Origin of the sequence: Allomuricauda sp. NFXS6, from assembly GCF_040148835.1 — a bacterium.
In the GTDB taxonomy this organism is placed as follows: domain Bacteria; phylum Bacteroidota; class Bacteroidia; order Flavobacteriales; family Flavobacteriaceae; genus Flagellimonas.
Genome location: NZ_JAGEMG010000002.1, coordinates 361,252 through 376,641, shown reverse-complemented (window position 1 = coordinate 376,641; position 15,390 = coordinate 361,252). Strand labels below are relative to the sequence as shown.

The window sequence follows — 15,390 nt, the reverse complement described above, 5'->3', positions numbered from 1 at the left end:
AACTTAACTTTGTGTCCATAAAACTCACTTTGTGTGTGGCTTTGGGCATTATTATCGGTTTTTATCTTGAAGTTGCTCCGTTTTTGCCCCTAATTGCAATGCTCGTTTTACTGCCTACAATGTATTGGGCCATTAAAAAACAGCGTAGAGAAGGGTTCCCGTATTTTGAGGTGCTAACTTCGCTAACAACAATATGTTTGGGTGTTTTTGTTGTGGGGATTTCCATGAACAAAAGCATGTCGCACCACTATAACAAACTAATCCTCAACAAAGAAAAGGTTTGGCACCTCAAAGTGAGTGATGTACTTAAACCGAATGCGTACTCCCACCGATATATTACCCGAATTATTGCTGCGGATGATGGCGTAGCACCCGGAAAATTGCTTTTGAGTCTTTCGGTGGATTCCACTTTGAAGCAATTACAGGTTGATGATGAGTTTTTGATTTACGCAAAACCTGAAAGTATTCGGCCACCATTAAATCCCCACCAGTTTGATTACAAAGCCTATCTTGAAAAGCAGGGTATTCAACATCAAATCAGAACCAATCATGCTGCTATCATAAAAAAGCAAGGTGCTCCAAAAACTTTGTTCGGTCTTGCATCCAACTTTAGGGAACACATCATATCCAAATTGGGACAGAAGGACTTCGGAGCAGAAGAAATGGGTGTTATCCAAGCATTGCTTTTGGGAAAACGCGACGATATTTCGGAGAGCACCTATAACAATTATAAAAACGCGGGTGCCGTTCATATATTGGCTGTTTCTGGACTTCACGTAGGCATTATCCTTTTGTTGTTGGAATTTATTTTAGTCCCGTTGGAACGTTTACCTAAAGGTAAAACCATCAAACTGGTAGTGGTTGTACTGCTGCTTTGGAGCTATGCCTTTATTGCAGGGCTTTCTCCTTCCATTGTCCGTGCGGTTACCATGTTTTCTTTTGTGGCCTATGCGCTGTACCTGAACCGACCCACCAATTCGTTCAACATTATTGCCCTGTCGATGTTGTTTATTTTGATGGTAAAGCCCTTGTTCTTGTTTCAGCTTGGATTTCAAATGAGCTATGCCGCCGTGTTTGCCATTGTTTGGATTTACCCCAAGTTGCAAAGGTTTTGGTTTCCCGATAATCTCATCATCCGTAAAACCTGGCAATTGTTATCGGTAAGTGTTGCGGCACAATTGGGGGTTTTACCGATTAGTTTGTTCTATTTTCATCAGTTTCCTGCCTTGTTTTTTATTTCCAACCTGCTGGTCATTCCATTTTTGGGGTTGATTTTGGGCTTTGGAATCTTGGTCATCCTTTTGGCCTTGATTGATTTCTTGCCACAATTTTTGATCGATAGTTTTAACTGGGTGATTCAACTGATGAATTCTGTTGTTGGTTGGGTGGCCCAGCAGGAAGGTTTCATCATCAAAAATATTCCTTTTGATTCGGTTCAGCTGTTACTGGGTTATTTTATCATCATTGCAATGGTGGTTTTTCTATCCAAGCCCAAATGGAAAACTGCCTTGGTTCTCTTTGGAGGAGTCATCGTTTTTCAAAGTTGGATAATTTGGAATCAGTTTCAAGTGAACCAAAAAGAAGTCATCATACTTGCTCACCGTTCCAGAAATACGGTTTTGTTGCATCAATTAGGAGATTCACTTTCCATGATTACTTCGGATAGCACCAATATTGGAAACATTGGTGCTGATTATGCCGTGGCGGAGCGGATTCAAAAATTGGACACGGTTCAACTCAGAAATAGCTATCAAATCGGTCAGAAAAAGTTATTTGTTTTGGATAGCTTGGCCATCTTTCCTTTGGAAGGGCATTTGGACTACCTACTGCTTACCCAGTCAACGGAAATTAATCTAGAGCGGGTTCTGGACTCCATCGAACCCAAAAAAATATTTGCGGACGGAAGCAATTACCCGAGCTTGATCAAAAAATGGAAACAAACCTGTAGACAAAAGGAAATCCCTTTCCACTACACGGGTGAAAAGGGATTTTATGTTTTTGATTTTTAAAAAGTTTCTAGTGGACCTTGCCCATCAACCTTTTGATCAATGGTGAGGCCAAAATCACTAAAACACCAGCTCCCAAAGCATATTCGGCTATGAGCATAAAGCCATCCGTATAAACAGCAAGGGTGCTAAAACCACTTATGTCGGCGTCTGTACTTTCAATGGCCAATTGTTTGCCGATAAAGCCAACTACCTGAAAAGCAAATGCGGATGAGAGGAACCACACCCCCATCATAAAGGCAACGATACGTTTGGGAGATAGGTCCGTAATTTTTGATAGTCCAACTGGAGACATAAACAATTCCCCAACTGATAACAAGAAGTACATCAATAATAGGTACGTAAAGGGAACAAAACCGTTTTCGTTGGCACTGGCTCCACTTACGGCCAAGGCATAAAAACTAACTCCAGCCAACAAAAGCCCCATTCCAAACTTGTAGGGCGTTCTTGGATTGAGCTTCTTTTTGGAGAGCCATTGCCACATTAAAGAGATTGGGATGGCCAGAATAATAATCCACATGGAGTTCAATGAATTTGTTTGGGAAGCGGACATAATTCCCTCCAAGTCTACATTTCGTGCAGCGAAGAGTGTTATTACACTACCCGAAAGCTCATGAAAGCCCCAGAAGATGGTCATAAAAAAGGTAATCAGTACAGCGACAAACAGTTTTTTACGCTCATCCACGGTTGCTTTGTACATAATGTAACCCAAGTATACCAAGATGGACAATCCTATCAATTTAAAAATTACATTGACTATGTTCTGATCATCAAAGAAAGTTCCTTCAGCACCCAATGCCTTGTAAGCCGACAATAAATAGGCTATCACTGGAACCGAGGCGAAAGCCAAAACCGGTACCAATACTCCTTGTTTTAGACCGAAAACCCTTTTTTCAATGTTTCCATTTGCTGGCGGAAGGCCTTTATCTCCAAACACGCCTTTTTTGATTCCGCTCCAAAAAACGATCAAACCTGTAAGCATCCCTATTCCTGCTAATCCAAATCCATAATGCCACCCATATTTAGCTGCCAAGAAACCGCAAAGCAATGGAGCTACCCAACCGCCAATGTTGATTCCCATATAAAAAATGGTGAACCCAGAATCCTTTTTAGGATCTCCATCTTTATACAGCGAACCTACAAATGTTGATATGTTTGGTTTGAAGAATCCGTTGCCGGCTATAATAAGGGAAAGCGCCAGAAAAAACGTGATATTATTTTCGATGGCCAGTACAAAATGTCCCAAGGACATTAATATACCTCCCAAAAAAATAGATTTTCGCATCCCTAGAATACTATCGGAAATACGTCCACCAATAACGGTGGAAGCGTAAACCAATGAACCGTAAGACGAGTAAACTGCCGCTGTGGCATAATCCCGCTCCATTAAGGCAGCGAAGATTACTTCTACCATATAAAGGGTAAGCAACGCGCGCATTCCATAAAAACTGAAACGCTCCCATAACTCTGCAAAAAAGAGGTAGAACAATCCCCTTGGATGCCCAAATATTTGTTTTTCGCTTTCTGGTGTGGATACTTCTGTCATAACAGGTCTGTATTGGTTAAAATTCTATAGATTTTCCTTAACGAAGTTGGTCATTTTGGTATAGAGGTGCAATCGGGTATTGCCACCGTAAATACCGTGGTTTTTATCGGGATAAATGGCCCAATCAAACTGTTTGTTGGCCTGTACCAGTGCCTCGATCATTCGCATTGTATTCTGCACATGCACGTTATCGTCTCCCGAGCCATGCACCAACAAGTATTTACCTTTCAACAATTCTGGGTAGTTGAACGGTGAATTATCATCATACCCCGTTGGGTTTTCCTGAGGGGTCTGCATATAGCGCTCCGTGTAAATGGTATCATAAAAACGCCATGAGGTCACAGGTGCCACGGCAATGGCCATTTCAAAGGTGTCGTTGCCCTTCAACAAACAGTTGGTCGACATAAAACCTCCATAGCTCCACCCCCAGATTCCTGTTCTGTTTTCATCGATGTAGGAACGTTCGCTCAATTGTTGAGCTGCTGCAATCTGATCTTCCACTTCATATTTTCCCAACTCTTTTTGGGTCAATTTTTTAAAGTCGCGGCCTTTTAGCCCGGTTCCCCTGCCATCTACACAGGCCACAATATAGCCTTGTGATGCCAAGTGCTGGTGCCAATAATCGTTGCTGCCCATCCACGAATTGGAAACTTGTTGCGAACCCGGCCCGCTGTATTGGAACATGAACAATGGGTATTTTTTGTTGGGATCAAAATCCGCAGGCTTTATCATATACATATTGAGGTCGTACCCGTTTATGTTTATGGTGGAAAATTCTTTGGGGGCAATCTCGTACCCTTCCAATTTGTTCAGCAAAGCTGAATTGTCCTTGATTTCCTTAAGTAATTTACCATCGGATGCTTTGTGCAAGGTAAATTTATATGGGGTGGTCGCACTGGAATAGGTGTTGATGTAATAGGTGAAATCACTGCTGAAAGCTGCTGAATTGGTTCCCTTCTCCACAGAAAGTTCCTTTTTGCGTTTCCCTTTGGTGGATATGCTGTAAACACCTCTATTGATGGAACCATTCTCCACGGATTGATAAAAAATACGGTCGTACTTTTCATCATAACCATAATAGCTTGTGACCTCCCAAGGGCCTTCGGTAATTTGATTCTTTAGTTTCCCATCCCTTGCGTACAGGTAAAGATGGTTGTAGCCGTCTGCTTCGCTTGTCCAAATAAAACTATCGTCATCCAGAAAAGTGAGGTCATCATCAATATCCACATAGGCTTCATCCGTTTCTTGCAACAAAATGGTTGCTGAATTATCCTGAGCATTTACCTCATAAAGTTTCAAATCGTTTTGATGTCTGTTCAAGGTCTGGACACTCAAATGGTGTGGGTTGTGCATCCACTTTATTCTTGGAATGTAGTAGGGATCATTTAAATCTACATCAGAAATATTGCCCGACGCCACATCAAACAAATGTAAAGTAACTATGGAATTTTTCTCCCCTGCCTTCGGGTACTTAAACTCATGCTGGTAAGGATAAAGTTCATTTCCGTAAAAATCCATGGAAAAGTGTGGTACTTCGGTTTCATCAAATCTTAGAAATGCGATTTTGGTTCCATCGCTGTTCCATTCAAAAGCTCGGACAAAAGCAAATTCCTCTTCGTACACCCAATCCGTTACTCCGTTAATAATGGTGCCTTTGTTTCCATCAGTGGTCACTTGTTTGGTGGTTCTGGACCCCAAGTCCAATATATAAATGTTGTTATTGAGCACATAGGCTACCTTGCTTCCATCTGGAGAAAGCGTAGGTTCTTGAATTTTCGTCTCGGCGATTTTTACCAATGCTTTGGAGGCAATGTCATACACATAATAAATACCCAAACGAGATCGTCTGAAAACAGGCTCCACTTCTGTTGCCAAGAGCACTTGCGATTCATCATCACTAAAAGTATAGGATGAAAAGTATGGGATGGCATCAGATGAGGCCACAATGGTCTCCACCTTTTCCAAGGTTTCATAATCGTACTTGTCCAAACTACTTGAACGTGGGGAACGTTCGGTATTTAAAATGGTGTATTGTGTACCGTTGTTCATGGATCGGAGGACGTCCATGGATTCTGTTCTGAATTCTCCTCCCCAAATCTCTTCAAGGGTTATTTTTTTCTTTTGCGCTGTAGAAAAAGTAAAAACTCCCAGAAGGAACAGGAATAGAAAAGACTTTTTGTTCATAGAATGAAAAAATTGATTAAATATTCTCTTAAATGTCAAAAAACATTTTTGTCACCTTGAGCGCAGTCGAAAAGGTAAAACGAAAATGTCTCGACTGCGCTCGACATGACATATTGATTCAAAATGTGCTATTTGAAATACGTTTTCAGATAGGCACATTTGATTAAAAACTTCCAAGTTTACTAATATTTATTGTAAAAATAAATTTTGATGTTGCGTTTGCAACAAATTTTAACCTTTGAAGCAATGCCAAGTTTTCAAAACACATACAAGGCTCCCTTAATGGTCAATATCCGTATATTTGATTGCTTTAAGCCAGCTTTATGAACACACCCGTTGAAGGATTTTCCAAACTCACCAAAACCCAAAAAATTGATTGGATAGCCACCAATTGCACCAAGGACCCAAAAAAAACCAAACAGCTATTGCAGCAGTATTGGAACACCGACCCCAGAGTGCAAAAATTACACGATGAATTTATCGAAAATACCATATCCAATTACTATTTGCCGTTTGCCATTGCACCAAATTTTAAAATCAACGGCAAGCTCTACGCAGTTCCTATGGCCATTGAGGAAAGTTCTGTGGTCGCAGCAGCAAGCAAAGCTGCCAAATTTTGGTTGAATCGTGGTGGTTTTAAGACAGAAATCCTAGGTACAGAAAAAGTTGGACAGGTACACTTTATATATAAAGGTGATAAAAAAAAGCTATCCAATTTCTTCGCTTTGGCCAAACCCGAATTATTGAAAAGTGTTGCTTCCATTACAAAAAGCATGGAAAAACGGGGCGGGGGCATCAATAATATTGAATTACGGGATTTAAGCGATAACATTGAAGACTACCATCAGCTCCACTGTACTTTTGAGACTCTGGATGCAATGGGGGCCAATTTTATCAATTCCTGTTTGGAGCAATTTGCCAAAACATTAAAAGAACAAGCACTTGCTTTTGATGCTTTTACGGAAGAAGAAAAAAATATTGAGGTGGTGATGAGCATTCTATCCAATTATGTACCCAATTGCTTGGTGAAAGCAGAGGTAAGCTGTCCTATCTCAGAATTGGGCAATACGGATATGTCTGCCGAAGCATTTGCCGAAAAATTTGTACGGGCCGTAAACATTGCCAAGGCAGAGCCCTACCGGGCCGTTACCCACAATAAGGGCATAATGAACGGAATTGATGCCGTAGTCCTTGCCACTGGGAACGATTTTCGAGCGGTGGAAGCAGGCGTGCACGCCTATGCTGCAAAAGAGGGGCAATATTCCAGCTTGACGCATGCCAAAATCGAAAATGGCATTTTCAAATTTTGGATTGAAGTCCCTCTGGCCCTTGGCACTGTGGGCGGATTGACCACGTTGCATCCGCTAGTGAAACTTGCACTGGAAATACTTCAAAATCCATCGGCAAAACAGTTGATGCAGCTAGTCGCCGTGGCCGGATTGGCTCAGAATTTTGCAGCAGTCCGCAGTCTTGTTACAACAGGCATTCAAAAAGGCCACATGAAGATGCACTTGCTCAACATGCTCAACCAAATGGGAGCCACCGAAACCGAAAAACAGCAACTGGTCACCTATTTTAAGGACCAAACCGTAACCAATGCTTCGGTGAAAGAAGCGTTGGAAAAGATTAAAAAATAGCCGTCCACTTTTTTTGTACCTTTAACTTAAATCAACACAATCAAAAATATTGGAGCATTTAGAAAAGTATATTGAAATCAATCCTGCAAAAAGGTTCGGAAAACCTATTTTAAAGGGAACCAGGATATCAATTTATGATGTCTTAAACTGGATGGCCAATGGTATGGATAAATCCGCCATAATTGCAGATTTTCCTGAATTGTCAGAACAACACATCAATGCATGTCTTGCCTATGCCGCGGACCGTGAAAAGAAATTGAACATTGCTTCGTGAAATTACTCTTTGACCAAAACATTTCCTTTCGGCTAATAAAAATAATAGCACCCTTTTTTCCTCATTCTTATTCTGTAAAGGATTTAAACCTAGTAGACTCTGCGGACATTGATATTTGGAGGTATGCCAAGGACAATCATTTTACCATAGTGACCTTTGATTCTGATTTTTTTGATTTAAACACGTTATATGGTGGACCTTCTAAAATAATTTGGCTTAAAACTGGTAACATGACCACCTCTTTGATCCCAAAATTGTTTGAGGAGCAACAAGATTTGATAAAAGAGTTTATCGAAGATAATGAGAGTGGTTTTCTTGTACTTTCACTGAACAATCAAAAATGAGAAAAGAGTTTTACAGCAACGGCAAATTATTACTGTCAGGAGAATATGCTATTTTGGATGGTGCCCTAGGACTGGCCATTCCCACCAGTTATGGGCAATCGCTCCATGTAACTCCGACCAAATCAGGTTTTTTGGAATGGACCAGTTTTGACGAAAACAAGAATATTTGGTTCTTCGCAAAGTTCGACCTTGAAAGCTTGAACGTTGTATCCACTTCAGACGAAGCAATGGCCCAAACGCTGCTCACATTACTTCTGGAGGCCAATGCTCAAAATCCATTATTGTTAACGGATAGCGATGGTTTCCAGATAGAAACCCATCTTACTTTTCCGCAATCGTGGGGATTGGGCACATCTTCCACATTAATTAACAATATGGCACAATGGGCACGGGTAGATGCCTATCAGCTTTTATGGAATGCTTTTGGGGGCAGCGGTTACGATATTGCCTGTGCACAGTACAACTTTCCAATTACCTATCAACTAGTTGATGGAGTGCCCAAAGTTGAAGTGATAGATTTTAATCCAATTTTCAAGAACTCACTCTATTTTGTTCACCTCAACCAAAAGCAGAGTAGTAAAGAGGCCATTACCAATTATCGAGCACAACAATTTGATAAATCAGAGCTCATAAAAAAGGTTTCAAGCCTGACACAAAAAATTATTGATACATCCACCTTATCCGGATTCGAATCCTTAGTGGAAGAGCATGAAGCATTACTTTCGAGTATCTTGAAAATTGAACCTGTAAAGCAACGTCTCTTCCCCGATTATTTTGGGATGATGAAAAGTCTTGGTGCTTGGGGCGGAGATTTTGTTTTGGCAACAGGTGACGATAAAACCATTTCTTACTTCAAGTCGAAGGGCTACCCAACTGTCATTCCATACTCAAAAATGATACTTTAGAGAATGGGGAAACCCGTTATTTGCAATTTTTAGCCTCATTCGTAAATTCATATGGGGCACACATCAGATCATGCTTACCTAGCAAAGACATTTGTATTAGGTTTGGGACATTCATCAAACTAGTTGCAAAAATGTCTCAAATCTTTAAAAACATAGTTGGTAAATTTTTACTGGGTATTATGCTGTTATACAGTTACTTCTCATTTGGTCAAAACCATATTGAGGGAACCCTAAGATTGAATAACTTCTTGAACAAAAGCTGTTCGACCAACTTTAAAAAAATTACTTCGGAATCCGTAAAAGATATCTTGAAATATGATGTGTATTACATTACACAAGAAACCAGGAATATTTATGGCGAAAAGGAAAAACAGGTCAATGAGTTCATTGTAATTGACAATGGCCAGGAAGTGAATCGGTTTGAACCCATTAAAACCAATACAAAACTTCCAGAATTTACCAATTACATCCGTGAGGATTTTACCTTGAACCAAGAAAACGCTCCCCATTTTCAAGCGCTTTTGGATTACATCTACCCTATTGCTGAATGGAAACCGGACAAACGAGAATTCTTTTTTAAAAACGGCAAGTGGTATTTTCTTCGTGATGCCTACTTCAGAACTAAACAGGGTTTTGAAATCACAGTGGATTCAGAAGGAAAAATCACCCATATCTGTTATAAAATGAAATGGGATGAACCTGAAAGTAAATGATTCTGATCCATCCAAAAAAATTAACAACCAAAAACGCCTCCCGTTCGGGAGGCGTTTTTATTATCTCATATTGCTAAATCCTAGTAGAACGTAGCTCTCTTATCTTCTATCTCTGCTTTTTCCTTCAAAGCATTGTAAACGGCACCATTTACTCTGGCAGCTGTACTTGTTTGCAAGTTTTGTGCATAGGTGCTATAGTTTTCAATGTCGGCAGCTGGGGTTTTGTTGGTCACTTTAACCATATAAACTCCAGTGTTTCCTTCAATCAAATCAGAGGTCTGGTCTTTTTCCATGGCAAAGGCGGTCCCAACTACCAAAGGTTCTCTACCTGCTCCTGGAAGCGTTGGTGAGGACAAAGTTACCGCTGAAGCTGTACTTAGACTAACATTATTGTCCGAAGCAATCGCATCCATAGCTTTCCCTTTGTTGGCTGCAATGATCTTTTCTGCCTTAAGTTGCTTTCTTATAGCCGGTAATGCTGTTGCAGAGGCATCCTCAGGAGCCATAACGCCCTTTTTGTATTTCTTGGTCAACTGCGCCACTGCATACCCGTTGTTTACGTTAAAACGCTTGATGTCGCCAACACTCGTATCATCGTTAAAGGCCCATTGTACCATACTACGTTGTGAACCAAGTCCGGGAAGGTTTTCCTCCATCTCTTTGATTTTATTTACCGGTCGAACAGTATAGCTGCTCTCTCTTGCGATGTCGCCAAAATCTTCCGGTTCTGCATCAATTACTGCCATTTCAAACTTGGTGGCATCTGTAAACAAGGTATTGATGGTTTCTTCGGACGGCTCGATTTCTCTTGCCAAAGTAGCGACCTGAACCACATCTTGCTTATCATCCACTTTGATAACGTGGTATCCAAATTGTGTTTCTACCAAACCAACTGTTCCCGTTGGATTCCCAAAACAGAAATCGTTGAACTCATCGGCCATTACCCCTTCTTGGAAATACCCAAGGTCCCCTCCACGTGGTGCGGAAGGCCCATCTGAGTTATCTCGTGCCAAAGCAGTAAACACGGCTTCTTCTTTTTTTGCCTCGGCCAACAATCTATTTGCCTCGGCCTCGGCCTCTTCTTTGGTTCTGGTAATGGATGGGTTGGCACGTTCGGCTCCTTCCCAAGCTATTAGGATATGGCTTGCTTTTACGGTTCCGTTTTCTTTTTTGTCCATTACTTTGGATACTTTGAAAGTACCTCCATCCTTATAAGGTCCGTACACTTCTCCAATGCCCATGGCCATCAAAGTGTCGGCTACTACCGAAGGTAAATCTTTCTTGGCTTTGTAAATGGTATCGAACTTGGAATCGGAATATCTATCCAAGAATGCGGCCATGTTATTGGTATTTCTAAAACCAAGTATGGTATCGTTGGCATCCTTTGCTTCTGAATATTCAACAGAATCATCCATCAAAGCGGTAATCTCTTCTTTTACATTATTTTCATCCTCTGCAGATGGTTTTTCTTCAAAATAAACAAAACGGATATCACGGGCTTTTTCTTGTTTGAACATTGCCTTGTGGTCATTGATATAGGCTTGGATGTCACTTTTGGAAACTTCGATGGTACTATCAGGAATGGAAGAGTAGGGAATACGAACGTATTGCATATCCAATTTGTCGTTGGCCATTTTGTAGTTCATTTCTCCTTCCGTTAGGGTAGCAGTAACTCCTCCTTTGACCAAATTGAAGTACATCTGCTCCTTAGCTGCTTGAATAATGGATTCTTCATCCTGCAACCAAGCATCGTAACGCAAAGGGTCATTGGCTTTCCAATCGGCGATGGCGCTTTTAAAGACTTGCTCGTTGAATACGCCGTTATCGTCTTGGAAGTCTGGAATTTGGGCGTAACCCGAGGTTCTCACAAATTCAACGATCTGATCGCTTTCCACATCAACTCCCAAATTTTCGAACTGTTGGTTCAGGATGGTTTTTCTTACTTCTTGATCGTACACCATGTTCACCAACTGGGTCGATGTTACATTTGGTCCATATCTTCTGGAAGCGTTTTCTACCTGGGCTCTAAACTCGTTGATGGGAATATTTTCTCCATTTACCTCTGCAACCGTGGAGCCCACTTTTCCACCAGAAAAATTGTCGCTGCTGAATACTCCCGATATTACAAATGCGAACAACGCCAAACCAATAATTAGAATAAGAACTGTTGTCCGTTTTCTAATATTCTCTAATATTGCCATTTTACTGCTTGTTTTCTTTAAATTCAGTGGGCGAAAATACCACTTTCTTTTCAAATAGGAAAGCTAAAAAAGGTACGGAAATTATTAATCTTCAGCATGAACGCGCACACTTACCAGATCTATTTTGGTATTGGACACCTCCAAAATCTTAAAGGTAAAATTGTCCACGGTCACCTCTGAATCCTGTTCGGGTATTTCTCCTGTTTGATTTACGATCAATCCGCCCAGGGTTTCATATTCTTCTCCTTCTGGAAGCTCCAATTTGTAATGCTCGTTGATGTAATCCACCTCCATACGTGCGGAAAACTTGTATTCGTTCTCGCTTATCCGCTCTTCATGTAGGTCTGTAGAATCATGTTCATCCTCTATTTCACCAAAAAGCTCCTCTATAATGTCCTCTACGGTCAAAATACCCGAAGTACCTCCGTATTCATCCAAAACTACTGCCATACTTTTGCGTTTTTTGGTCAGCACATTCAATATATCCTGAATAAGCATGGTCTCCGGTACAAACTCCACGGGAAGCAATATACTTTTGATGGTCTTGGGTTTTTTGAACAACTCGTATGAGTGCACATAACCGATTATTTCGTCAATGCTGTCTTTATAGATGAGAATTTTTGAATAACCGGTTTCAGAAAATAGTTTGGTAAGGTTTTTTGGTGTCTCGCTGATCTCTACTGCAGTAATCTCCGTGCGGGGCACCATTACTTCTCTGGCTTTCACGGTTGAAAACTCCAATGCATTCTGAAAAATCTGTATTTCGGAATCCACCTCATCCTCTTCCTCCACGGTTTCCATTTGTTCGTTGATGTAATCTCCCAGCTCCAGTTTGGTGAAAGAAAGTTGCACCTCGTCACCATCCGTCTTTAAAAATACTCTTAGGATAAAGTCCGATACCTTGATCACAAACCAAGATATGGCAGCGAACAAAATGTAAAAGAAATAGGCAGGTACAGCAAATATTTTGATCAGGGCATTGGCATATATCTGAAAAAATACCTTGGGCAAAAACTCCGCCGTCAGTAGAATAACCAATGTGGATATTACTGTTTGTGACAGCAAGTTGAAATCCGTTAACAAAGCATTTACCAACTGGTAATCACTAGGAAGGAGGCTTTGGAACCATTCCATGAGCACATCTCCCATAAATAGACCGTAAATAACCAATGCGATGTTATTGCCAATAAGCATGGTGGCAATAAATTTTGAAGGTTTATCGGTAAGCAAGGTCAGTACTTTGGCCAAGAAGCCTTCTTGCTTTTTCTCTATTTCAATATGAATTTTGTTGGCAGAAACGAAAGCTATCTCCATTCCCGAAAAAAATGCTGAAAACAGCAGCGAAAGAACTATAATTATTGCGGAGTAATCCAATGTTATTGTTGATTATCCTTTTTTCGTTGTTCAAAGCGCTTCCGATATCGTCTTCTAAAAACGAACATGGCTATGGACACCACCGCAAAAAAGATAAAAATATAAGTATCTTTTGGATTAACACTCCAAAGCGTGGCTATCTTATAAATGGAGATGGCCGCTACGGCCAAATAAAGGTATTCCGTGTATCTTAAAATTTTGATCATCCTATTCTTCTTCTTTTATCGTCATTAATCCGTAGGTCTTGTGTGCTTTGAAAAAAGTAAAGTCCTTATTAAAATCCATCCCTTCGCCGTCCATTACGGTTCCGTCTTCGGGATTGGTATATTTAAAAGAAGCTTCCGTAAAGATCCAATTGTTCTTTCTATCAAAGTACAACTGGTCTGTCTCCAATTTTTTACCGTCATGGCTTTCAATCACCACATTTCCACGCAAATCTATCAAATTGGTTTGTGAATATACAATACCATAATCAGCAACAATCACACTTTTATTATTTTTTTCATCGTAGAAGTCAACTCGAAGTCCTTCAGGAAAAGTCTTGAACTTAAATCTTTGATTGTCAAAGTCCTCGGATATTGGACTGGTTAGCACGGCGATTACACGCGATGTTGCCGAATCTTGGGTGCCCATACTCTCGATGGTCTCGGTATAGGTCAGGGTGAAATTTTTGGCTATACCTTGAGGAAATAAGGGTTTTACGGCCTCTTCCCCTACTCTTTCGTAATTGTCACCACAGGACATAAAAAGGATTGCCACGGTAAAAACCGTGGCAAAGCTCTTTAAAATATGTTCTGATGTTTGTTTCACTACAGGCTTGGTACCGTAACACTACCTCCTACCCAGCAGTCGAAAGAAATGCTTTGACCTGCTTTTCCTGAGCTGAAGATCATCTCTTTGGATGGTGCCTTGGCAGCGTAACTAGCTGCTGTTTGACTGGCCCGTCCGCTTAGCGCAGGATCTACCCTTCCGGCTTTTCTTGCCATGTCGGCTGCCTTCCAGTAAATCGCTCTTTTTTCGAATGGTGTACTACCGCAAGCGTTGGCACTGGTTGCATAAAGGTTGGCAATCAACAAATAAGCTTTACCGTTGGCCGGATTTGCATCAATAGCTTTTAGAGCATAGCTTCTTGCTTGTGACTTACTGCTATTTCTTACCGTAGTTGCAATCTTGTAAAGGATTTCAGATTTTTTATAAGAATCCGTTTCCAACTCTACTGCCTTGTTAAAGTCAGCAAGAGCACCATTCATATCTCCAGATTTTTGCTTGAGCACACCACCGTACATATATGCATCGGCAGATGGATCTAGTGCTAACTGGGCTTCGAACAACTTTCGAAACATGGGGTCGTCCGTACATTCTTTGGAGAACATTCTTCCAACCGCACGCTTTACCCACTTTACATCATCTTTCTTTTCATCAAAGCTTTTTTCGTACAATGGAATAAGGTTGTCACAATCGGCAAGTGCTCCCAATTTGGAGTCTACGCTACTGGCAACTTTACCGTATGATTCTGAGTTCACTGTTGCTACTCTAAGTGCTCTTTTTTCTTTGGAGGTCAAAGTTCCCAAAGAATCCTTAGGAAGAAGCTTTGTTACTATTCCCGTCAACTCCTTGTTTTCCTCTTCTATTTTTCCAGTAACATCATCATACGTGGTAAAAACATCTTGAAGATCTTTTTTACCGGCTCCGTGCAAATCTACCAAAGTGGAGAAGTATAGGTACAAGGCCCTAGGATTCTTGAAATTGGCTTGATCTTCTTGGAAAGCTTTGTCCAACATATTGAACAATTCTTCATCGGAGGCCATTTTGTTCTCTTGCAACAATAAAGCCTTATCAATGGCAACGCCAGCTTTGCTGTATTTTGTTGGGAAATATTGCAGACTGTTGTCATACAATGTCAGCAAGTCTTGGACATAGCCATCTTTCTCGGCACCGGTCGAACTCTCGATCTTGGCCTTCAGGATTCTTTCTCCATAAGAGAAATTGGCCTTGTTGATGTCCGGGCAACTTTCGTAAACCATTTTCCATGGCTCGTAAGCTGCATCATAATTTTTCACTTTTACGTGTTCCGCATAAATCGACAGGTTGGTCATACACTCGGGGTTCTGTGCTTGGGCCATACTTAATCCCGCAAACATGGTGACCATTATCATCGCTAAGTAGTGTCTCTTTTTCATCTTACTAGTTTTAAAGCTGTTAAAGT

The 15,390-nt window shown here is 40.9% G+C and carries 13 protein-coding genes; 6 read left to right on the top strand and 7 right to left on the bottom strand.

Translation table 11 applies throughout. The annotated features are described in order from the left end of the window. Positions 1-11: 11 nt before the first annotated feature. A complete protein-coding gene (locus J4E06_RS04960; RefSeq protein WP_349522933.1) occupies positions 12-2,009 on the top strand; it encodes a ComEC/Rec2 family competence protein in 1,998 nt (665 codons plus the stop codon). A gap of 7 nt (positions 2,010-2,016) precedes the next feature. Here J4E06_RS04960 and J4E06_RS04955 read toward each other — a convergent pair whose 3' ends face one another. Next, positions 2,017-3,552 carry a peptide MFS transporter gene (locus J4E06_RS04955; RefSeq protein WP_349522932.1) on the bottom strand — a complete coding sequence of 512 codons (1,536 nt, stop codon included), beginning with the start codon at positions 3,550-3,552 and terminating at the stop codon, positions 2,017-2,019. Between the two features lie 24 nt (positions 3,553-3,576). Then, the gene (locus J4E06_RS04950; RefSeq protein ID WP_349522931.1) at positions 3,577-5,736 is read right to left on the bottom strand and encodes a S9 family peptidase; all 2,160 of its coding nucleotides are present in this window, start codon (positions 5,734-5,736) and stop codon (positions 3,577-3,579) included. Between the two features lie 323 nt (positions 5,737-6,059). Here J4E06_RS04950 and J4E06_RS04945 point away from each other — a divergent pair, with 323 nt between their 5' ends. From J4E06_RS04945 to J4E06_RS04925, 5 genes are all read left to right on the top strand, one after another. Beyond that, positions 6,060-7,373 (top strand): hydroxymethylglutaryl-CoA reductase, degradative, encoded by a 1,314-nt coding sequence (locus J4E06_RS04945; protein ID WP_349522930.1) that lies wholly within the window; start codon positions 6,060-6,062, stop codon positions 7,371-7,373. 49 nt (positions 7,374-7,422) lie between these two features. Further along, positions 7,423-7,647: a DUF433 domain-containing protein gene (locus tag J4E06_RS04940; RefSeq protein ID WP_349522929.1), complete on the top strand. Its 225-nt coding sequence runs from the start codon at positions 7,423-7,425 to the stop codon at positions 7,645-7,647. Beyond that, positions 7,644-7,991: a DUF5615 family PIN-like protein gene (locus J4E06_RS04935; RefSeq protein WP_349522928.1), complete on the top strand. Its 348-nt coding sequence runs from the start codon at positions 7,644-7,646 to the stop codon at positions 7,989-7,991. The genes J4E06_RS04940 and J4E06_RS04935 overlap by 4 nt, the downstream gene beginning before the upstream one ends. After that, positions 7,988-8,896, top strand: a complete 909-nt coding sequence (locus J4E06_RS04930) for a GYDIA family GHMP kinase (RefSeq protein WP_349522927.1) — start codon at positions 7,988-7,990, stop codon at positions 8,894-8,896. Before J4E06_RS04935 ends, J4E06_RS04930 begins: the two co-directional genes overlap by 4 nt. Positions 8,897-9,027: 131 nt before the next feature. Further along, positions 9,028-9,609 carry a hypothetical protein gene (locus J4E06_RS04925; RefSeq protein ID WP_349522926.1) on the top strand — a complete coding sequence of 194 codons (582 nt, stop codon included), beginning with the start codon at positions 9,028-9,030 and terminating at the stop codon, positions 9,607-9,609. Positions 9,610-9,689: 80 nt separating this feature from the next. On the opposite strand, the gene J4E06_RS04920 is transcribed toward J4E06_RS04925, so the two are convergent. The 5 genes from J4E06_RS04920 to J4E06_RS04900 all read right to left on the bottom strand — a co-directional run bounded on the left by J4E06_RS04920 (position 9,690) and on the right by J4E06_RS04900 (position 15,364). After that, positions 9,690-11,810: a peptidylprolyl isomerase gene (locus J4E06_RS04920; RefSeq protein ID WP_349522925.1), complete on the bottom strand. Its 2,121-nt coding sequence runs from the start codon at positions 11,808-11,810 to the stop codon at positions 9,690-9,692. Positions 11,811-11,894: 84 nt separating this feature from the next. Then, positions 11,895-13,124 (bottom strand): hemolysin family protein, encoded by a 1,230-nt coding sequence (locus J4E06_RS04915; RefSeq protein ID WP_502877335.1) that lies wholly within the window; start codon positions 13,122-13,124, stop codon positions 11,895-11,897. A 62-nt stretch (positions 13,125-13,186) separates the two neighbouring features. Then, complete coding sequence (locus J4E06_RS04910) at positions 13,187-13,390, bottom strand: hypothetical protein (RefSeq protein WP_349522923.1); 204 nt, start codon at positions 13,388-13,390, stop codon at positions 13,187-13,189. Position 13,391: 1 nt separating this feature from the next. Next, positions 13,392-13,994, bottom strand: a complete 603-nt coding sequence (gene lptC / locus J4E06_RS04905; protein ID WP_349522922.1) for an LPS export ABC transporter periplasmic protein LptC — start codon at positions 13,992-13,994, stop codon at positions 13,392-13,394. Next, positions 13,994-15,364: a hypothetical protein gene (locus J4E06_RS04900; RefSeq protein WP_349522921.1), complete on the bottom strand. Its 1,371-nt coding sequence runs from the start codon at positions 15,362-15,364 to the stop codon at positions 13,994-13,996. Before J4E06_RS04900 ends, lptC begins: the two co-directional genes overlap by 1 nt. Between the last annotated feature and the right edge of the window lie 26 nt (positions 15,365-15,390).

Coding starts and splice junctions, on each gene's coding strand:
- J4E06_RS04955 (WP_349522932.1), bottom strand. CDS start 3,552: ATGACAGAAGTATCCACACCAGAAAGCGAAAAACAAATATTTGGGCAT.
- J4E06_RS04950 (WP_349522931.1), bottom strand. CDS start 5,736: ATGAACAAAAAGTCTTTTCTATTCCTGTTCCTTCTGGGAGTTTTTACT.
- J4E06_RS04945 (WP_349522930.1), top strand. CDS start 6,060: ATGAACACACCCGTTGAAGGATTTTCCAAACTCACCAAAACCCAAAAA.
- J4E06_RS04930 (WP_349522927.1), top strand. CDS start 7,988: ATGAGAAAAGAGTTTTACAGCAACGGCAAATTATTACTGTCAGGAGAA.
- J4E06_RS04925 (WP_349522926.1), top strand. CDS start 9,028: ATGTCTCAAATCTTTAAAAACATAGTTGGTAAATTTTTACTGGGTATT.
- J4E06_RS04920 (WP_349522925.1), bottom strand. CDS start 11,810: ATGGCAATATTAGAGAATATTAGAAAACGGACAACAGTTCTTATTCTA.
- J4E06_RS04915 (WP_502877335.1), bottom strand. CDS start 13,124: ATGGAGATAGCTTTCGTTTCTGCCAACAAAATTCATATTGAAATAGAG.
- J4E06_RS04910 (WP_349522923.1), bottom strand. CDS start 13,390: ATGATCAAAATTTTAAGATACACGGAATACCTTTATTTGGCCGTAGCG.
- J4E06_RS04900 (WP_349522921.1), bottom strand. CDS start 15,364: ATGAAAAAGAGACACTACTTAGCGATGATAATGGTCACCATGTTTGCG.